Source organism: Streptomyces sp. NPDC054932, from assembly GCF_053610205.1.
This window is the reverse complement of record NZ_JBSGXU010000021.1, coordinates 26,597-44,628: the sequence shown is the minus strand read 5'-3', so window position 1 is coordinate 44,628 and position 18,032 is coordinate 26,597. Positions and strand designations below refer to the sequence as shown.

Genomic DNA, 18,032 nt, shown 5'->3' with positions numbered 1-18,032 from the left:
ATGTCGCGTTTCGAGATCCTGCTGCCGTACTACGGCGATGTCGCGCTGATGCAGGACGCGGTCCGCAGCGTCCTGGCCCAGGACGGCGACGACTGGCGGCTCACCGTGGTCGACGACGGCCGCGAGGCGGGCGTCCCCGAGTGGTTCGAGCAGCTGGCCGACTCCCGGGTCCGGTACTTCCGCAACGAGCGCAACCTCGGCGTGACCGGCAACTTCAACCGCTGCGTCGAGCTCGCCGAGTACGAGTACCTGGTGCTCATGGGCTGCGACGACCTCATGCACCCGAACTACCTCCAGGTCGTGCGCGCGGCGGCCGACCGCGAGCCGACCGCGGCGATGATCCAGCCGGGCGTCCGGGTGATCGGCTCCGACGGTCTGCCGTACGACACCCTGGGCGACCGCACCAAGCGCAAGCTGTACGCCCCCAAGGGCCCGGGCCGCGCCCTGCTCGGCGGCGAGGAACTCGCCACCAGCCTGCTGCGCGGCAACTGGCTGTACTTCCCCTCGATCTGCTGGCGCTCCGAGGCGGTCAAGCGCTTCGGCTTCCGCGCCGACCTGGGCGTCATCCAGGACCTCGCGCTGGTCGTGGACCTGCTGGTGGCGGGGGAGACCCTGGCCACCACCCCGGAGGTCTGCTTCAGCTACCGCCGGCACGCCGAGAGCGAATCCTCGGCCAAGGCCTTCACCGGCCACCGCTTCGAAGAGGCCAAGCGCTTCTTCGTGGAGACCGCCGACCGCCTCGACCGGCACGGCTGGCCGCGCGCGGCCAAGGTCTCCCGACTGCACCTCTCCTCCCGGCTGCATGCACTCACCCTGCTGCCCGGAGCGGCCAAGCACGCCGGTCGCCCCGGTGTCGGCGCCATGCTCCGCCACGCCACGCGCTGAGCGTGCGGCCTATGAAAGCTCCTGGATGAACCCGATAGCGAAACTGCTCAAGGCCCTGCCCCCCGGGACCGCCATGGTCGCGGGGGGCACCGCTGTGCTCGGCGCCGCCTCCTACATCCACCTCGCGGTGGCCGGACACAGCCTCACCAAGGCCGACATGGCCGGGGTCTCGGTGCTGTGGACCCTGGTGATGTCCGTCGGGATCGGCCTGTTCTTCCCGATCGAGCAGGAGCTCACCCGGATCGTCGCCGCCCGTACGGTCGGCGACGAGGGGGCCGCACCGGTGCTCCGGAAGGCGGGGCTGCTGACCGGCGGCATCCTCGCCGTGGTCCTCGGCGCGCTCGCCCTCTTCGCCGGGCCGATCGCCGACCGGCTGTTCCAGGGAGACCTCCAGCTCGTCGCCGTGCTCGGCGCCGCCTTCGCCGGGATGGCCCTGTGCTACCTCACCCGGGGCATCCTGGCCGGCACCGGCCGCTTCACCGCGTACGGCTCCCAGCTCGCCGTGGACGGCGGCCTGCGGATCGCGCTGGCCTTCGCCTGCGCGGCCGCCGGGCTGCACTCGGCGCTCGCCTTCAGCCTGATCCTCGTCGTCGCGCCCTTCGTCGCCCTGCTGGTGACGCTCGCCCCGACCCGAGCCGCGGCGCGGCCCGGCGGCCCGATCGCCGCCCGGGAGCTGGTCCGCGGCCTCGGCCCGCTGACCGCCTCCACCCTGCTCGCCCAGGTCGTCGTCAACGCGGCGGTGATGAGCACCCAGCTCCTGGAGCCGACCCGCACCGAACTGATCGCGGGCCTGCTCAGCGCCCTGGTGCTGGCCCGGGTGCCGCTCTTCGTCTTCGGCTCGCTGCAGGCCTCGCTGCTCTCCGGACTGTCCACCGTGGTGGCCGCCGGCCACCACCAGGGCTTCGCCCGGATGCTCCGCAAGGCGTGCCTGGTCGTGCTCGGCCTCGGCGTCGTCGGCGGTGTGCCGGCCGTGCTGATCGGACCCTGGCTGATCGAGGTCCTGTTCGGTGCCGCGCCCGGCCAGCTCGGCCACGCCGACTTCCTGTGGTTCGCCATCGGGACGACCTGCTACATGCTGGCGATGGTGCTCGGCCAGGCCCAGATGGTGCTGCACAAGCACCGGGCCCAGCTGGTGTGCTGGGTGCTCGGCACCGCGGTGCTGCTCGGCATCACGCTCGTCCCGGGCGACATCGCGCTGCGCGTGGGCCTCGCCTACGCGGTCGGATCGCTGGCCACCGCCGCGGCGATGCTGCTGACCCTGCGCGGCGCCGTGCCGCGCCGCACCACCGCCCCCGTACTCAACGGACATCTCACGGAAGTCTGACCTGTCATGACGCGAGTGGCCCCCCTGTCTACCGCCGACCCGGAGAACGCCCGGTCCGCCGGCGACGACTCTCCGGCGGACAGCCCCACCCCGGCGGGCTGGTGGCACGCCCGGTGGGTGGTGCCGGCCTCGCTGGCCCTCGGCTACGTGCTCAACGTGCTGTTCCGGCTGTCGCTGGTCACCCGGCAGGACTTCCCGACGGTCAGCCCCGACGAGTCGATGTACCTGGTGATGGCCAGGATCCTGGCGGGCCGGCCGACCACCGAGATCCCCGGTGACCAGGTCATCCCCGCCGGCTACTCGCTGCTGATCTCGCCCGCCCTGCGCCTCACCGACGACCCGGTGCACGGCTACCACCTGATCATGGGCATCAACGCCCTGATCAGCTGCCTGGTGCTGCCGATGGCGTACTGGGGGCTGCGCCGGCTGAACGTCTCCAGGCCGGTCTCCTACGTCGCCGCCGCCATGGTGACGCTGGTCCCGCCGGTGGTCTTCTACACGCAGTTCGCGATGGCGGACACCCCGCTGCCCGTCCTGGTGCTCGCGTGGCTGATCGGCCTGCACGGCCTGTTCTCCGAGGGCACCAAGAAGCGCCGGATCCTGTTCGCCCTGCTGGGCGCCTTCGCCGCCGGATACTGCCAGCTCACCCATGACCGCGGCGGTGTGATCATCGCGCTGACCGGTCTGGTGCTGCTGGTGGCGCTGGTCCTCAACTGGGCACCCCGGATCGCCACCGCGTCGGCGCTGGCCCTGCTGGCCGTCATGTTCGTCGTCAAGCAGCTGATGACCACCTGGATGATCTCCAAGATCGACGGCGCCGCCCCGAGCCAGGTCGGCAACGCCGTGTTCCAGACGCTCGAGAACACCCGCCTGCTGCGCCGCACCATCATGCGGATGATCGGCCACCTCTGGTACTTCATGACCTCCACCTGGGGCCTGGGCGCGCTGGCCCTGGTGGTCTGCGTGTGTGCGGTCCTCAGCCCGCGCTTCACCCTGGCCAACCGTGTGGTGGGCTTCCTGATGGTCGCGCTGCTCGGCGGCATCGCGCTGGCGGCGGCCGCCGGCCTGCCCAACGACCACCGGGTCGACACCATCGTCTACGCCCGCTACCTGTCCCTGCTGGTGCCGGTGTACCTGCTCGTCGCGGTCGCCGTGCTGTACCACGTCCGCGGCTGGAAGAAGATCGTCGCGCTCGGCGTGGCCGCGAGCGGTGTGACGCTGGCCCTCACGGCGGCGCTGCTCCACATGGCCAGCCAGCAGTGGGGCAAGTCCTGGTTCATCCTGTGGGGCCTGCCCGACGTCACCTTCCTCGCCAGCATCTCCGCGGACGGCTGGGGCGCCTTCCGCCCCGTACGCACCACCGCGGTCGCCCTGGCCGTGCTCGGTCTTGTGCTGCTGCTGCGCCTGCTCAGCGGCAACCGCCGGGCCGCGCTCGCCACCGGCGCCGCCGCACTGGCGCTGGCCGCGTTCGCCGGCACCGCGACCGTCGCGATCACCGACAACATCACCGAGCCCGCCACGGAGCGTCGCCGCGGTGACGGCAGCGGATTCATCGAGGGGGCCGGCATCCGGCCGGGGGACCGGCTGGTGATGGACAAGGACATCCGCTGGGAGCTGCGGATGACGATGGCCTACCAGGTGCTCGACGGCCGGGTCTGGACCCGCGCCCTGGTCACGAAGGACGCCCCGCCGCCCGAGGCCAACGTGGCCGTGGTCGCCCTGTTCGACAAGAAGGCCGGACTCCCCGGCAGCTGGCGCACCGCCCCGGCCGGCTGGCACGTCGACCGGCTCGTCGAGGACGGCCAGTACGTGATCTGGCGCCGGGGCTGATCCCGCGCCGCCGTACACGAAGCGCAGGTGGTCCCCCGGCCCGGCCGGCCGGGGGACCACCACCCGCTCCTGACCTGGGGAGGGTCCCGCCGGGCGAAGCGCGCGGTGCGGTTTGACCACTCAGCGTGGCGGGGTATTCTCTTCGGCCCGATTGGCCAGGTACGTGCCTCGTATGGCAGACTACTCAAGTTGCTCGGCTGAGTGCCGATGCTGCGCGCCTCCCGCCGGGAGGACCGGAAGCGAGTCCCACAGTACTCGTCGTCCTTAATCTGCCTCTCGGGGCAGCAATGGGGGCGGACGTACGGGAATCTTCTGGGAAGTGTCAGCACGGTGCCCACCAGGCACTCGGTGGGTGTTTCTCCCCCGAATCGCGGTCATCGGGACCGTACCCCCTTGGATGAGGGAATTTCCGTATGGGAATTTTCTGTAGAGGGAGTGCGACACGCCCGACCGCGTGGGTCGGAGGAGAGGCAGTGGGATCCGTCCCGCAGCCGACCGGGAGCCAGAGCGTTTCCACATACAGACAGGACTACGGAGTAGCCATGGCGGGACAGAAGATCCGCATCCGGCTCAAGGCCTACGACCACGAGGTCATCGATTCCTCGGCGAAGAAGATCGTCGAGACGGTGACGCGCACTGGTGCGTCGGTCGCGGGCCCGGTGCCGCTGCCCACTGAGAAGAACGTGTACTGCGTCATCAAGTCGCCGCACAAGTACAAGGACTCGCGCGAGCACTTCGAGATGCGCACGCACAAGCGCCTGATCGACATCCTCGACCCGACCCCCAAGACCGTTGACTCGCTGATGCGCCTGGACCTTCCGGCCGGCGTTGACATCGAGATCAAGCTCTGAGAGGCGTCGAGAAGATGGCAAAGCAGATCAAGGGCGTCCTGGGCGAGAAGCTCGGCATGACCCAGGTCTGGGACGAGAACAACCGTGTCGTCCCGGTGACCGTGGTCAAGGCCGGACCCTGCGTCGTTACCCAGGTCCGTACGAACGACATCGACGGCTACGAGTCGGTCCAGATCGCCTTCGGCGAGATCGACCCGCGCAAGGTGAACAAGCCCCTCAAGGGCCACTTCGCCAAGGCCGACGTGACCCCCCGCCGCCACCTGGTGGAGCTCCGCACCTCCGACGCCAGCGAGTACACGCTCGGCCAGGAGATCACTGCTGAGGTGTTCGAGTCCGGCGTCAAGGTTGACGTCACGGGCAACAGCAAGGGCAAGGGCTTCGCCGGTGTCATGAAGCGGCACAACTTCCGGGGCCTCGGCGCCGGTCACGGTGTGCAGCGCAAGCACCGCTCCCCCGGTTCGATCGGTGGCTGTGCCACCCCTGGGCGTGTCTTCAAGGGCATGCGCATGGCCGGTCGCATGGGTAACGAGCGTGTCACCACCCAGAACCTGACCATCCACGCGGTTGACGCGGAGAAGGGTCTGCTCCTCATCAAGGGTGCGGTCCCCGGTCCGAACGGCGGCCTCGTCCTGGTCCGTACCGCGGCCAAGGGGGCTTGAGGTAATGAGCACCATTGACATCCTTTCGCCGGCAGGCGACAAGGCCGGTACCGTCGAGCTCCCCGCGGAGATCTTCGACGCGAAGACCAGCGTTCCGCTGATCCACCAGGTCGTTGTCGCTCAGCTGGCTGCTGCCCGTCAGGGCACGCACAAGACCAAGCGTCGCGGCGAAGTCCGTGGTGGTGGCCGCAAGCCTTACCGCCAGAAGGGCACCGGCCGCGCGCGCCAGGGTTCGACCCGTGCGCCGCAGTTCGTCGGCGGTGGCGTCGTCCACGGCCCGCAGCCGCGTGACTACTCCCAGCGGACCCCGAAGAAGATGAAGGCCGCCGCCCTCCGCGGTGCCCTCTCGGACCGTGCGCGTCACTCCCGCATCCACGTCGTCACCGGCGTGGTCGAGGGTGCCGCCTCCACGAAGGCCGCCAAGACGCTGTTCGGCAAGATCTCGGAGCGCAAGAACCTGCTCCTGGTCGTCGACCGCGCCGAAGAGGCCGCGTGGCTGTCCGCCCGCAACCTGCCCCAGGTTCACATCCTGGAGCCGGGCCAGCTGAACACGTACGACGTGATCGTCTCTGACGACGTGGTCTTCACTCAGGCCGCTTTCGAGTCCTTCGTGTCTGGCCCCAAGGCCGATGAGACCGAAGGGAGCGACGCCTGATGTCTGAGGCGACCGTTACCAGCAAGACCTTCACTGACCCGCGCGACCTGCTGATCAAGCCGGTTGTCTCGGAGAAGAGCTACGCGCTGCTGGACGAGAACAAGTACACGTTCATCGTCGCGCCCGGCGCCAACAAGACCCAGATCAAGCAGGCCGTGGAAGCGGTCTTCTCGGTCAAGGTCACCGGGGTCAACACGATCAACCGTCAGGGTAAGCGCAAGCGCACCAAGACCGGTTTCGGCAAGCGTGCGAACACCAAGCGCGCCATCGTGACCCTTGCCGAGGGCAACCGTATCGACATCTTCGGCGGCCAGGCCTCCTAACGGAGGTCTAGTCGTCCGGAATCGGACGAGGACTGAGAAATGGGTATCCGCAAGTACAAGCCGACGACCCCGGGCCGTCGTGGCTCCAGCGTCGCCGACTTTGTCGAGATCACGCGGTCCACGCCGGAGAAGTCGCTGGTTCGCCCCCTGCACAGCAAGGGCGGCCGTAACAACACCGGTCGGATCACCGTTCGCCACCAGGGTGGTGGACACAAGCGCGCCTACCGCGTGATCGACTTCCGTCGTCACGACAAGGACGGCGTGCCGGCCAAGGTCGCGCACATCGAGTACGACCCCAACCGCACCGCGCGCATCGCGCTCCTGCACTACGCGGACGGCGAGAAGCGCTACATCATCGCGCCGAAGGCTCTGAAGCAGGGCGACCGGATTGAGAACGGCCCCACGGCCGACATCAAGCCCGGTAACAACCTGGCCCTCCGCAACATCCCGGTCGGTACCACGATCCACGCGATCGAGCTCCGTCCCGGTGGCGGCGCCAAGTTCGCGCGCTCCGCTGGTGCCTCCGTGCAGCTGCTGGCGAAGGAGGGCACGATGGCCCACCTTCGTATGCCGTCCGGTGAGATCCGTCTCGTCGACGCGCGCTGCCGCGCCACGGTCGGCGAGGTCGGCAACGCCGAGCAGTCGAACATCAACTGGGGCAAGGCCGGCCGCATGCGCTGGAAGGGCGTTCGCCCGTCCGTCCGCGGTGTCGCGATGAACCCGGTTGACCACCCGCACGGTGGTGGTGAGGGCAAGACCAGTGGTGGTCGCCACCCGGTCTCCCCGTGGGGTCAGAAGGAGGGTCGTACTCGCTCGCCGAAGAAGGCTTCGAGCAAGTACATCGTCCGCCGCCGCAAGACGAACAAGAAGCGCTAGGAGCGGGTTTAGATGCCGCGCAGTCTCAAGAAGGGGCCCTTCGTCGACGACCACCTCGTAAAGAAGGTGGACGTCCAGAACGAAGCCGGCACCAAGAACGTCATCAAGACCTGGTCCCGTCGCTCGATGATCATCCCCAGCATGCTGGGTCACACCATCGCGGTGCACAACGGCAAGACCCACGTCCCGGTGTTCGTCACCGAGTCGATGGTCGGCCACAAGCTCGGCGAGTTCTCGCCGACTCGCACCTTCCGCGGCCACGTCAAGGACGACCGGAAGTCGAAGCGCCGCTAAAGGCGGGGTGGTTATGACTATGACTTACACCGAAGGGACAACCATGGAAGCCAGGGCCCAGGCGCGGTACATCCGCGTCACGCCCATGAAGGCCCGCCGAGTGGTGGACCTTATCCGTGGCATGGATGCCACGGAGGCTCAGGCGGTCCTGCGTTTCGCCCCGCAGGCCGCGAGCGTGCCGGTTGGCAAGGTGCTTGACAGCGCCATCGCCAACGCCGCACACAACTACAACCACCCGGACGCCTCCACGCTGGTCATCAGCGAGGCGTACGTGGACGAGGGCCCGACCCTGAAGCGGTTCCGTCCGCGTGCGCAGGGCCGTGCCTACCGGATCCGCAAGCGGACCAGCCACATCACCGTGGTCGTCAGCAGCAAGGAAGGTTCCCGGTAATGGGCCAGAAGGTAAACCCGCACGGGTTCCGGCTCGGCATCACCACCGACTTCAAGTCGCGTTGGTACGCCGACAAGCTGTACAAGGACTACGTCAAGGAAGACGTCGCCATCCGTCGGATGATGACGTCCGGCATGGAGCGCGCCGGCATCTCGAAGGTTGAGATCGAGCGCACCCGTGACCGCGTGCGTGTGGACATCCACACCGCTCGTCCGGGCATCGTCATCGGCCGCCGTGGCGCCGAGGCCGACCGCATCCGCGGTGACCTCGAGAAGCTCACGGGCAAGCAGGTCCAGCTGAACATCCTCGAGGTCAAGAACCCCGAGCTGGATGCACAGCTGGTTGCTCAGGCCGTTGCCGAGCAGCTCTCCTCCCGCGTCTCCTTCCGTCGCGCCATGCGTAAGAGCATGCAGGGCACGATGAAGGCCGGCGCCAAGGGCATCAAGATCCAGTGTGGCGGCCGTCTCGGCGGCGCCGAGATGTCCCGCTCCGAGTTCTACCGCGAAGGCCGTGTGCCGCTGCACACGCTGCGCGCGAACGTGGACTACGGCTTCTTCGAGGCCAAGACCACCTTCGGCCGTATCGGTGTGAAGGTCTGGATCTACAAGGGCGACGTCAAGAACATCGCCGAGGTTCGCGCCGAGAACGCTGCAGCCCGTGCGGGTAACCGCCCGGCCCGTGGCGCGCAGGGCGCTGGCGACCGTCCCGCCGGCCGTGGTGGCCGTGGTGGCGAGCGCGGCGGCCGTGGTGGCCGCAAGCCGCAGCAGGCTGCTGGTGCCGAGGCCCCCAAGGCCGACGCTCCCGCCGCCGCTCCGGCCGAGAGCACCGGAACGGAGGCCTGACCGACATGCTGATCCCTCGTAGGGTCAAGCACCGCAAGCAGCACCACCCGAAGCGCAGCGGTATGGCCAAGGGCGGTACTGAGGTCACGTTCGGCGAGTACGGCATCCAGGCGCTGACCCCGGCTTACGTGACGAACCGCCAGATCGAGGCGGCTCGTATTGCGATGACCCGCCACATCAAGCGTGGCGGCAAGGTCTGGATCAACATCTACCCGGACCGCCCGCTGACGAAGAAGCCGGCCGAAACCCGCATGGGTTCCGGTAAGGGTTCTCCCGAGTGGTGGATCGCCAACGTGCACCCGGGCCGGGTCATGTTCGAGCTGTCCTACCCGAACGAGAAGATTGCTCGTGAGGCGCTCACCCGCGCTGCTCACAAGCTTCCGATGAAGTGCCGGATTGTTCGGCGCGAGGCAGGTGAGTCGTGATGGCGACGGGAACCAAGGCGTCCGAGCTGCGTGAGCTCGGCAACGAGGAGCTCGTTGGCAAGCTGCGCGAGGCCAAGGAGGAGCTGTTCAAGCTCCGCTTCCAGGCGGCCACGGGTCAGCTGGAGAACAACGGCCGGCTCAAGTCCGTCCGTAAGGACATCGCTCGCATCTACACCCTGATGCACGAGCGTGAGCTCGGTATCGAGACGGTGGAGAGCGCCTGATGAGCGAGAACAACGTGACTGAGAAGACCGAGCGCGGCTTCCGCAAGACCCGTGAGGGTCTGGTCGTCAGCGACAAGATGGACAAGACCGTCGTCGTCGCCGTCGAGGACCGCGTCAAGCACGCCCTGTACGGCAAGGTCATCCGCCGTACGAACAAGCTCAAGGCGCACGACGAGCAGAACGCTGCCGGCGTCGGCGACCGCGTCCTCATCATGGAGACGCGTCCGCTGTCGGCGAGCAAGCGCTGGCGCATCGTCGAGATCCTCGAGAAGGCCAAGTAATTCGTCCGGGGGGTTTCCCCCGGATTCGTTCCGCCAGGCTCGGTGGGGGCGGCGCTCTCCGGAGTGAAGCCCCCGCCGGGAACCGGCAGACAAACAGGAGATACACGTGATCCAGCAGGAGTCGCGACTGCGTATCGCCGACAACACTGGTGCCAAGGAAATCCTTTGCATCCGTGTTCTCGGTGGTTCCGGTCGCCGCTACGCGGGCATCGGTGACGTCATCGTCGCCACCGTCAAGGACGCGATCCCCGGTGGCAACGTGAAGAAGGGTGACGTCGTCAAGGCTGTCATCGTTCGCACCGTCAAGGAGCGTCGCCGCCAGGACGGCTCGTACATCCGCTTTGACGAGAACGCCGCCGTCATTCTGAAGAACGACGGCGACCCTCGCGGCACCCGTATCTTCGGCCCGGTGGGCCGTGAGCTGCGCGAGAAGAAGTTCATGAAGATCATCTCGCTCGCGCCGGAGGTGCTGTAAGCATGAAGATCAAGAAGGGCGACCTGGTCCAGGTCATCACCGGTAAGGACAAGGGCAAGCAGGGCAAGGTCATCGTTGCCTTCCCCGCTGAGAACCGCGTCCTCGTCGAGGGTGTCAACCGGGTCAAGAAGCACACCAAGGCTGCGCAGAACCAGGCCGGTGGCATTGTGATCACCGAGGCCCCGGTCCACGTCAGCAACGTTCAGCTGGTTGTGGAGAAGGACGGCAAGAAGGTCGTCACCCGCGTCGGCTACCGCTTCGACGACGAGGGCAACAAGATCCGCGTTGCCAAGCGGACGGGTGAGGACATCTGATGGCTACCACTCCGCGTCTCAAGACGAAGTACCGCGAGGACATCGCGGGCAAGCTGCGTGAGGAGTTCTCCTACGAGAACGTCATGCAGATCCCCGGTCTCGTGAAGATCGTGGTCAACATGGGTGTGGGCGACGCCGCCCGCGACTCCAAGCTGATCGACGGCGCCATCAAGGACCTGACGACGATCACCGGTCAGAAGCCGGCCGTCACCAAGGCCCGCAAGTCCATCGCGCAGTTCAAGCTGCGCGAGGGTCAGCCGATCGGCTGCCACGTCACCCTCCGTGGTGACCGTATGTGGGAGTTCCTGGACCGTACGCTGTCGCTCGCGCTGCCGCGTATCCGTGACTTCCGTGGTCTGTCGCCGAAGCAGTTCGACGGCCGTGGCAACTACACCTTCGGTCTCACGGAGCAGGTCATGTTCCACGAGATCGACCAGGACAAGATCGACCGTACCCGGGGTATGGACATCACCGTGGTCACCACGGCGACCAACGACGCTGAGGGCCGCGCGCTCCTTCGTCACCTCGGCTTCCCCTTCAAGGAGGCGTAAGCGAGATGGCGAAGAAGGCTCTCATCGCGAAGGCTGCCCGCAAGCCCAAGTTCGGTGTGCGTGCGTACACCCGCTGCCAGCGCTGCGGTCGCCCCCACTCCGTGTACCGCAAGTTCGGCCTGTGCCGCGTCTGCCTTCGTGAGATGGCTCACCGTGGCGAGCTGCCGGGCGTGACCAAGAGCTCCTGGTAATTCCCTTCCGTCCGTAAGGACTTGGGAAGTACCAGAGACTCTCGGTAAGCATCTGGTCGGTGGGTGCCCAGCTCCGCATGCCGTAGGCTTGTGGGGTTGGGCGTCCGCCGCCCTATCGACTTACTACGCCGTAGGTCCCCGCACCGCACCCGTCCCGCCACTGAGTGGGGAGAGGGATGGCGCATACAGGAAACCCCGGCGAGAGAGGCCGAAGGCCACTTCATGACCATGACTGACCCGATCGCAGACATGCTGACCCGTCTGCGTAACGCTAACTCGGCGTACCACGACACCGTCGTGATGCCGCACAGCAAGATCAAGTCGCACATCGCAGAGATCCTCAAGCAGGAGGGTTTCATCACCGGCTGGAAGGTCGAGGACGCCGAGGTCGGCAAGAACCTCGTCCTCGAGCTGAAGTTCGGGCCGAACCGTGAGCGCTCCATCGCGGGCATCAAGCGGATCTCGAAGCCCGGTCTGCGCGTGTACGCGAAGTCCACCAACCTGCCGAAGGTGCTCGGCGGCCTGGGCGTGGCGATCATCTCCACGTCGCACGGTCTGCTCACCGGCCAGCAGGCAGGCAAGAAGGGCGTAGGTGGGGAAGTCCTCGCCTACGTCTGGTAGTCGGGAACGGAGGAAAAGCAATGTCGCGAATCGGCAAGCTCCCCATCCAGGTTCCCGCCGGTGTGGACGTCACCATCGATGGCAGCACGGTCGCGGTGAAGGGCCCCAAGGGTTCCCTCTCCCACACCGTCAAGGCTCCCATCGCCGTCGTTAAGGGCGAGGACGGCGTTCTGAACGTCACCCGTCCGAACGACGAGCGTCAGAACAAGGCCCTGCACGGCCTGTCCCGCACGCTGGTGGCGAACATGATCACCGGTGTGACCACGGGATACGTCAAGGCTCTCGAGATCAGCGGTGTCGGTTACCGTGTCCTGGCGAAGGGCTCCAACCTGGAGTTCCAGCTGGGTTACAGCCACCCGATCCTGGTGGAGGCGCCCGAGGGCATCTCCTTCAAGGTCGAGTCGCCGACCAAGTTCACGGTCGAGGGCATCGACAAGCAGAAGGTCGGCGAGGTCGCCGCCAACATCCGCAAGCTGCGGAAGCCCGACCCGTACAAGGCCAAGGGTGTCAAGTACGCCGGCGAGGTCATCCGCCGCAAGGTCGGAAAGGCTGGTAAGTAGCCATGGCATACGGTGTGAAGATCGCCAAGGGCGACGCGTACAAGCGCGCTGCCAAGGCTCGCCGCCACATCCGCATCCGCAAGAACGTCTCGGGTACGGCGGAGCGTCCGCGCCTCGTCGTGACGCGTTCCAACCGCAACATCGTTGCTCAGGTCATCGACGACCTCCAGGGTCACACCCTGGCGTCGGCGTCGACCCTGGACGCTTCGATCCGTGGTGGCGAAGGCGACAAGAGCTCGCAGGCCCAGGCTGTCGGCGCGCTCGTCGCCGAGCGTGCCAAGGCTGCGGGTGTCGAGACCGTCGTGTTCGACCGCGGTGGCAACCGATACGCCGGGCGCATTGCCGCTCTGGCTGACGCCGCCCGCGAAGCCGGGCTGAAGTTCTAAGCCCCGGTTCCGGGACTCACGGACGTAACAGAGAGAGGTAATCCAATGGCTGGACCCCAGCGCCGCGGAAGCGGTGCCGGTGGCGGCGAGCGGCGGGACCGGAAGGGTCGCGACGGTGGCCCTGCCGCCGAGAAGACCGCTTACGTTGAGCGCGTTGTCGCGATCAACCGCGTCGCCAAGGTTGTCAAGGGTGGTCGCCGCTTCAGCTTCACCGCGCTGGTCGTGGTGGGCGACGGTGACGGCACTGTAGGTGTCGGTTACGGCAAGGCCAAGGAAGTTCCCGCGGCCATCGCCAAGGGTGTCGAGGAAGCGAAGAAGAACTTCTTCAAGGTTCCGCGCATCCAGGGCACCATTCCTCACCCGATCCAGGGCGAGAAGGCTGCGGGCGTCGTCCTGCTGAAGCCTGCTTCCCCCGGTACCGGTGTTATCGCCGGTGGCCCGGTGCGCGCCGTTCTGGAGTGCGCCGGCGTTCACGACATCCTGTCGAAGTCCCTGGGCTCCGACAACGCGATCAACATCGTGCACGCGACCGTGGCGGCCCTCCAGGGCCTGCAGCGTCCCGAGGAGATCGCGGCTCGCCGTGGTCTGCCCCTCGAGGACGTCGCCCCCGCGGCTCTGCTTCGTGCACGTGCTGGGGCGGGTGCGTAATGGCTCGCCTCAAGATCACGCAGACGAAGTCGTACATCGGCAGCAAGCAGAACCACCGCGACACGCTGCGTTCGCTCGGGCTCAAGCGCCTGAACGACGTCGTCGTCAAGGAGGACCGCCCCGAGTTCCGCGGAATGGTTCACACCGTCCGCCACCTCGTGACGGTTGAGGAGGTTGACTAATCATGGCTGAGAACAGCCCGCTGAAGGCCCACAACCTCCGTCCCGCCCCCGGCGCCAAGACCGCGAAGACCCGTGTCGGTCGTGGTGAGGCGTCGAAGGGTAAGACGGCCGGTCGTGGTACGAAGGGCCAGAAGGCCCGTTACCAGATCCCGCAGCGCTTCGAGGGTGGGCAGATGCCCCTCCACATGCGTCTGCCGAAGCTCAAGGGCTTCAAGAACCCGTTCCGCACCGAGTTCCAGGTCGTGAACCTGGACAAGCTCGGCGCTCTCTACCCCGAGGGTGGAGAAGTCACGGTGGCCGACCTGGTCGCCAAGGGCGCGGTTCGCAAGAACAGCCTCGTCAAGGTCCTGGGCCAGGGCGAGATCTCCGTGGCGCTGCAGGTTTCGGTTGACGCCGTTTCCGCCTCCGCCAAGGAGAAGATTGCCGCTGCCGGCGGCACCGTCACCGAGCTCGTCTAAGACGATTTCGGTGGCTGAATAGCTCGAAACCCGACCGGGGATGCCTCACATATGGGGCATCCCCGGTCGGTCGTTCCACGGAAGGCACACTCGCCGGTAAGGTGGCGTGCACCTTTGCTTTGTCGTATACGTCGATCCCTCAGACCGTCACCTCTGACGCAGTAGCGCGGGGGTCGCAGGAGGCACCGTGCTCACCGCGTTCGCCCGGGCGTTCAAGACGCCCGACCTGCGCAAGAAGCTGCTCTTCACGCTCGGCATCATCGTGCTGTTCCGGCTCGGGTCCCACATCCCGGTACCCGGCGTGAGCTACAAGAACGTCCAGATCTGTGTTGAGCAGGCAGGCAGCAGCAATGGGCTGTTCGGCCTCGTCAACATGTTCAGCGGCGGTGCGCTGCTGCAGATCACGATCTTCGCGCTCGGCATCATGCCCTACATCACGGCGAGCATCATTCTGCAGCTGCTGACCGTGGTCATCCCGAAGCTGGAGACCCTCAAGAAAGAGGGCCAGTCCGGCACGGCGAAGATCACTCAGTACACGCGCTATCTGACGGTCGCGCTCGCGATCCTGCAGGGCACGGGCCTCGTCGCCACGGCCCGCACCGGTGCCCTGTTCCAGGGTTGCCAGGTCGCCAGCCAGATCGTTCCCGACCGGTCGATCTTCACCACGGTCGTCATGGTGGTCACCATGACCGCCGGTACCTGCGTCGTCATGTGGCTCGGTGAGCTCATCACCGACCGCGGCATCGGCAACGGCATGTCGATCCTCATGTTCATCTCGATCGCCGCCGGCTTCATCGGCGCGCTGTGGCAGATCAAGCTCCAGGGCAAGATCGCCGACGGCTGGGTCGAGTTCGGCGTCGTCATGCTCGTCGGCCTCGCGATGGTGGGCCTCGTGGTCTTCGTCGAGCAGGCACAGCGACGGATCCCGGTCCAGTACGCGAAGCGCATGATCGGCCGCCGTGCCTACGGCGGTACGTCGACCTACATCCCGCTCAAGGTGAACCAGGCGGGCATCATCCCCGTCATCTTCGCCTCGTCGCTGCTCTACATTCCGGCGCTGGTCGTGCAGTTCAGCGGTTCCACCGCGGGCTGGGCCACCTGGATCCAGAAGCACTTCGTCAAGGGCGACCACCCGTACTACATCGCGGTGTACTTCCTGCTGATCGTTTTCTTCGCGTTCTTCTACGTGGCGATCTCGTTCAACCCCGAGGAAGTTGCAGACAACATGAAGAAGTATGGTGGGTTCATCCCGGGCATCCGCGCCGGTCGGCCCACCGCCGAGTACCTCAGCTACGTACTCAACCGGATCACCTGGCCGGGGTCGCTGTACCTGGGTCTCATCGCTCTTGTGCCGACGATGGCGTTGGCCGGCTTCGGAGCGAACCAGAACTTCCCGTTCGGCGGGACGAGCATCCTGATCATCGTGGGTGTGGGTCTGGAAACCGTGAAGCAGATCGAGAGCCAGCTCCAGCAGCGTAATTACGAAGGGTTCCTCCGCTGATGCGAATCGTCCTCGTTGGACCGCCCGGTGCGGGCAAGGGAACGCAGGCCGCGTTCCTTGCCAAGAACCTGTCGATTCCGCACATCTCCACGGGCGACCTGTTCCGGGCCAACATCAGCCAGGGCACCGAGCTCGGCAAGCAGGCGAAGGCGTACATGGACGCCGGCGACCTGGTTCCCGACGAGGTGACCATCGGCATGGCGAAGGACCGGATGGAGCAGCCGGACGCCGTGAACGGCTTCCTGCTCGACGGCTTCCCGCGCAACGTCTCGCAGGCCGAGGCGCTCGACGTGATGCTCCAGGCGGCGGGCATGAAGCTCGACGCCGTCCTCGACCTGGAGGTCGAGGAGGACGAGGTCGTCAAGCGGATCGCCGGCCGGCGGATCTGCCGCAACGACTCCTCGCACGTCTTCCACGTGACGTACGCCCCGGCGAAGGCCGAGGGTGTCTGCGACACCTGTGGCGGCGAGCTGTACCAGCGCGGCGACGACTCCGAGGCCACGGTCCGTAACCGGCTGGAGGTCTACCACACGCAGACCGAGCCGATCATCGACTACTACAAGGCCCAGGGCCTGCTGGTGACCATCCCGGCCCTCGGTGAGGTCGCGGACGTCACGAAGCGCGCGATGGACGCCCTCAAGAAGTAGTAACCCCTTGTCGTGCAGGTACGGCCGCGGTGTCCCCAGGACATCGCGGCCGTACTGTTGAGAAGACCTGAACAACGCATATCCGAAGGTGGAAGGCACTTCCCATGGTCCAGATCAAGACCCCCGAGCAGATCGCGAAGATGCGCGAGGCAGGGCTGGTCGTCGCCGCGATCCACGCTGCGACCCGTGAGGCGGCCGTACCGGGCGCCACGACGCGGGATCTGGACATGGTGGCCCGCAAGGTCATCGAGGACGCCGGGGCCAAGTCGAACTTCCTCGGCTACGGCGGCTTCCCCGCGACCATCTGCACCTCGGTGAACGAGGTCGTCGTCCACGGCATCCCGGACGACAAGACCGTGCTCAAGGACGGCGACATCATCTCGATCGACGCCGGTGCGATCGTGGACGGCTGGCACGGCGACGCCGCGTACACCGCCTTCGTGGGCACCGGGCACGCTCCTGAGCTCGTGGAGCTGTCCCGGGTGACCGAGGAGTCCATGTGGGCCGGCATCGCCGCCATGAAGCTCGGCAACCGCCTCGTGGACATCTCCAAGGCGATCGAGACGTACATCAAGCGCCAGCCCCGTCCCGCCACCGGTGAGCACAGCCTCGGCAAGTTCGGGATCATCGAGGACTACGGCGGCCACGGCATCGGGTCCGAGATGCACATGGACCCGCACCTGCTGAACTACGTCTCGCGCAAGCGGGGCAAGGGGATCAAGCTCGTTCCGGGCCTCTGCCTGGCGATCGAGCCGATGGTCTCCCTGGGAACCGCCCGGACGGAGGTCCTTTCGGACGACTGGACGGTCATCACGACGGACGGCACCTGGTCCTCGCACTGGGAGCACTCCATCGCGCTGACGGAGGCCGGGCCCATCGTCCTGACCAGCCCGGACTGCGGCAAGGCGAAGCTGGCGGAGTACGGAGTCACCACGGCTCCGGACCCTCTCGGTTAATGATCTAGACTCTGGGGCAAACTTTCCGGATTCGTCTTTCTGGGTGCCCTGACGTAGACTGACTCGTCGGCTCTCGTGCACTTCCATGCCTGCATGGCGCACGGAGCTGATCAAGGTAGCCGATTCGAAAGGCGAAGCGTGGCCAAGAAGCAAGGTGCCATCGAAATCGAGGGCACCGTGATCGAGTCCCTCCCGAACGCGATGTTCAAGGTGGAACTCCAGAACGGTCACAAGGTCCTCGCGCACATCAGCGGCAAGATGCGCATGCACTACATCCGCATCCTCCCCGATGACCGGGTCGTTGTGGAGCTGTCTCCGTACGACCTGACGCGTGGCCGGATCGTCTACCGATACAAGTAGATCTTGCTCTCACTCCTGCCTGGGCATCCGTCCCGGTGCGGGTGGTGGCACTGACCCGGAGAACCTCACCAACATGAAGGTCAAGCCGAGCGTCAAGAAGATCTGCGACAAGTGCAAGGTGATCCGCCGTCACGGTCGGGTCATGGTCATCTGCGACAACCTGCGCCACAAGCAGCGCCAGGGCTGACGCACGCCGACCGACCTGCCTTCCGCAGTTCTTCGCGCGACGTAAGAAAACGTACATACGCAGAACCCGCCCAGCCCTGTACGGGGCCGGCGGCACCTCCGGCGGGGGCCGGGGACCCGGGCGTACCATCACTCC

The 18,032-nt window shown here is 66.6% G+C and carries 29 protein-coding genes; all 29 read left to right on the top strand.

Annotated elements, in window-relative coordinates:
- The 29 genes from ACWGE1_RS08990 to rpmJ all read left to right on the top strand — a co-directional run bounded on the left by ACWGE1_RS08990 (position 1) and on the right by rpmJ (position 17,897).
- Positions 1 to 885: a glycosyltransferase family 2 protein gene (locus ACWGE1_RS08990; RefSeq protein ID WP_453419853.1), complete on the top strand. Its 885-nt coding sequence runs from the start codon at positions 1 to 3 to the stop codon at positions 883 to 885.
- Between the two features lie 25 nt (positions 886 to 910).
- Positions 911 to 2,209: a lipopolysaccharide biosynthesis protein gene (locus tag ACWGE1_RS08985; RefSeq protein WP_453419852.1), complete on the top strand. Its 1,299-nt coding sequence runs from the start codon at positions 911 to 913 to the stop codon at positions 2,207 to 2,209.
- Positions 2,210 to 2,224: 15 nt separating this feature from the next.
- On the top strand, positions 2,225 to 4,039 hold the full coding sequence (locus tag ACWGE1_RS08980) for a hypothetical protein (RefSeq protein ID WP_453419851.1): 1,815 nt from the start codon (positions 2,225 to 2,227) through the stop codon (positions 4,037 to 4,039).
- A 542-nt stretch (positions 4,040 to 4,581) separates the two neighbouring features.
- A complete protein-coding gene (gene rpsJ / locus ACWGE1_RS08975; RefSeq protein ID WP_003948644.1) occupies positions 4,582 to 4,890 on the top strand; it encodes a 30S ribosomal protein S10 in 309 nt (102 codons plus the stop codon).
- A gap of 14 nt (positions 4,891 to 4,904) precedes the next feature.
- Entirely contained in the window at positions 4,905 to 5,549 is a 645-nt protein-coding gene (rplC, locus tag ACWGE1_RS08970; protein ID WP_007265899.1) for a 50S ribosomal protein L3, read from the top strand.
- A 4-nt stretch (positions 5,550 to 5,553) separates the two neighbouring features.
- Positions 5,554 to 6,204: a 50S ribosomal protein L4 gene (rplD, locus tag ACWGE1_RS08965; protein ID WP_030388861.1), complete on the top strand. Its 651-nt coding sequence runs from the start codon at positions 5,554 to 5,556 to the stop codon at positions 6,202 to 6,204.
- Positions 6,204 to 6,527 carry a 50S ribosomal protein L23 gene (rplW, locus tag ACWGE1_RS08960; RefSeq protein WP_007265901.1) on the top strand — a complete coding sequence of 108 codons (324 nt, stop codon included), beginning with the start codon at positions 6,204 to 6,206 and terminating at the stop codon, positions 6,525 to 6,527. Before rplD ends, rplW begins: the two co-directional genes overlap by 1 nt.
- Before the next feature lie 39 nt (positions 6,528 to 6,566).
- Positions 6,567 to 7,403 carry a 50S ribosomal protein L2 gene (gene rplB, locus ACWGE1_RS08955; RefSeq protein ID WP_008739715.1) on the top strand — a complete coding sequence of 279 codons (837 nt, stop codon included), beginning with the start codon at positions 6,567 to 6,569 and terminating at the stop codon, positions 7,401 to 7,403.
- Positions 7,404 to 7,415: 12 nt separating this feature from the next.
- Positions 7,416 to 7,697 (top strand): 30S ribosomal protein S19, encoded by a 282-nt coding sequence (gene rpsS, locus ACWGE1_RS08950; RefSeq protein ID WP_008739713.1) that lies wholly within the window; start codon positions 7,416 to 7,418, stop codon positions 7,695 to 7,697.
- Positions 7,698 to 7,740: 43 nt separating this feature from the next.
- Positions 7,741 to 8,088 (top strand): 50S ribosomal protein L22, encoded by a 348-nt coding sequence (gene rplV, locus ACWGE1_RS08945; protein WP_007265904.1) that lies wholly within the window; start codon positions 7,741 to 7,743, stop codon positions 8,086 to 8,088.
- Positions 8,088 to 8,930 carry a 30S ribosomal protein S3 gene (gene rpsC / locus ACWGE1_RS08940; protein ID WP_008739710.1) on the top strand — a complete coding sequence of 281 codons (843 nt, stop codon included), beginning with the start codon at positions 8,088 to 8,090 and terminating at the stop codon, positions 8,928 to 8,930. Before rplV ends, rpsC begins: the two co-directional genes overlap by 1 nt.
- Before the next feature lie 5 nt (positions 8,931 to 8,935).
- The gene (gene rplP / locus ACWGE1_RS08935; RefSeq protein ID WP_008739704.1) at positions 8,936 to 9,355 is read left to right on the top strand and encodes a 50S ribosomal protein L16; all 420 of its coding nucleotides are present in this window, start codon (positions 8,936 to 8,938) and stop codon (positions 9,353 to 9,355) included.
- Positions 9,355 to 9,579 (top strand): 50S ribosomal protein L29, encoded by a 225-nt coding sequence (rpmC, locus tag ACWGE1_RS08930; RefSeq protein ID WP_008739703.1) that lies wholly within the window; start codon positions 9,355 to 9,357, stop codon positions 9,577 to 9,579. Before rplP ends, rpmC begins: the two co-directional genes overlap by 1 nt.
- On the top strand, positions 9,579 to 9,860 hold the full coding sequence (rpsQ, locus tag ACWGE1_RS08925) for a 30S ribosomal protein S17 (RefSeq protein WP_030008467.1): 282 nt from the start codon (positions 9,579 to 9,581) through the stop codon (positions 9,858 to 9,860). Before rpmC ends, rpsQ begins: the two co-directional genes overlap by 1 nt.
- 106 nt (positions 9,861 to 9,966) lie before the next feature.
- Entirely contained in the window at positions 9,967 to 10,335 is a 369-nt protein-coding gene (rplN, locus tag ACWGE1_RS08920; RefSeq protein ID WP_008739701.1) for a 50S ribosomal protein L14, read from the top strand.
- Positions 10,336 to 10,337: 2 nt separating this feature from the next.
- Entirely contained in the window at positions 10,338 to 10,649 is a 312-nt protein-coding gene (gene rplX, locus ACWGE1_RS08915; protein WP_150258782.1) for a 50S ribosomal protein L24, read from the top strand.
- Complete coding sequence (rplE, locus tag ACWGE1_RS08910; protein WP_030008469.1) at positions 10,649 to 11,200, top strand: 50S ribosomal protein L5; 552 nt, start codon at positions 10,649 to 10,651, stop codon at positions 11,198 to 11,200. Before rplX ends, rplE begins: the two co-directional genes overlap by 1 nt.
- A gap of 5 nt (positions 11,201 to 11,205) precedes the next feature.
- The gene (locus tag ACWGE1_RS08905) at positions 11,206 to 11,391 is read left to right on the top strand and encodes a type Z 30S ribosomal protein S14 (protein WP_003956452.1); all 186 of its coding nucleotides are present in this window, start codon (positions 11,206 to 11,208) and stop codon (positions 11,389 to 11,391) included.
- A 222-nt stretch (positions 11,392 to 11,613) separates the two neighbouring features.
- Positions 11,614 to 12,012 carry a 30S ribosomal protein S8 gene (rpsH, locus tag ACWGE1_RS08900; RefSeq protein ID WP_007265911.1) on the top strand — a complete coding sequence of 133 codons (399 nt, stop codon included), beginning with the start codon at positions 11,614 to 11,616 and terminating at the stop codon, positions 12,010 to 12,012.
- Between the two features lie 20 nt (positions 12,013 to 12,032).
- Complete coding sequence (rplF, locus tag ACWGE1_RS08895; RefSeq protein WP_030008470.1) at positions 12,033 to 12,572, top strand: 50S ribosomal protein L6; 540 nt, start codon at positions 12,033 to 12,035, stop codon at positions 12,570 to 12,572.
- A gap of 2 nt (positions 12,573 to 12,574) precedes the next feature.
- Positions 12,575 to 12,958, top strand: coding sequence for a 50S ribosomal protein L18 (gene rplR, locus ACWGE1_RS08890; protein WP_030008471.1), 384 nt, complete (start codon positions 12,575 to 12,577; stop codon positions 12,956 to 12,958).
- A gap of 45 nt (positions 12,959 to 13,003) precedes the next feature.
- Positions 13,004 to 13,606 (top strand): 30S ribosomal protein S5, encoded by a 603-nt coding sequence (gene rpsE / locus ACWGE1_RS08885; protein ID WP_030388857.1) that lies wholly within the window; start codon positions 13,004 to 13,006, stop codon positions 13,604 to 13,606.
- Positions 13,606 to 13,788 (top strand): 50S ribosomal protein L30, encoded by a 183-nt coding sequence (gene rpmD / locus ACWGE1_RS08880; protein WP_005313525.1) that lies wholly within the window; start codon positions 13,606 to 13,608, stop codon positions 13,786 to 13,788. Before rpsE ends, rpmD begins: the two co-directional genes overlap by 1 nt.
- 2 nt (positions 13,789 to 13,790) lie before the next feature.
- The gene (gene rplO, locus ACWGE1_RS08875; protein ID WP_030008473.1) at positions 13,791 to 14,246 is read left to right on the top strand and encodes a 50S ribosomal protein L15; all 456 of its coding nucleotides are present in this window, start codon (positions 13,791 to 13,793) and stop codon (positions 14,244 to 14,246) included.
- Positions 14,247 to 14,433: 187 nt separating this feature from the next.
- Positions 14,434 to 15,747 (top strand): preprotein translocase subunit SecY, encoded by a 1,314-nt coding sequence (gene secY, locus ACWGE1_RS08870; protein WP_189970611.1) that lies wholly within the window; start codon positions 14,434 to 14,436, stop codon positions 15,745 to 15,747.
- Positions 15,747 to 16,394 carry an adenylate kinase gene (locus ACWGE1_RS08865; RefSeq protein WP_314248143.1) on the top strand — a complete coding sequence of 216 codons (648 nt, stop codon included), beginning with the start codon at positions 15,747 to 15,749 and terminating at the stop codon, positions 16,392 to 16,394. Before secY ends, ACWGE1_RS08865 begins: the two co-directional genes overlap by 1 nt.
- A 104-nt stretch (positions 16,395 to 16,498) precedes the next feature.
- Positions 16,499 to 17,350, top strand: a complete 852-nt coding sequence (gene map / locus ACWGE1_RS08860; RefSeq protein ID WP_453419850.1) for a type I methionyl aminopeptidase — start codon at positions 16,499 to 16,501, stop codon at positions 17,348 to 17,350.
- A gap of 138 nt (positions 17,351 to 17,488) precedes the next feature.
- Positions 17,489 to 17,710 (top strand): translation initiation factor IF-1, encoded by a 222-nt coding sequence (gene infA, locus ACWGE1_RS08855; RefSeq protein WP_003956442.1) that lies wholly within the window; start codon positions 17,489 to 17,491, stop codon positions 17,708 to 17,710.
- Between the two features lie 73 nt (positions 17,711 to 17,783).
- The gene (rpmJ, locus tag ACWGE1_RS08850) at positions 17,784 to 17,897 is read left to right on the top strand and encodes a 50S ribosomal protein L36 (RefSeq protein WP_003956441.1); all 114 of its coding nucleotides are present in this window, start codon (positions 17,784 to 17,786) and stop codon (positions 17,895 to 17,897) included.
- Positions 17,898 to 18,032 lie beyond the last annotated feature (135 nt).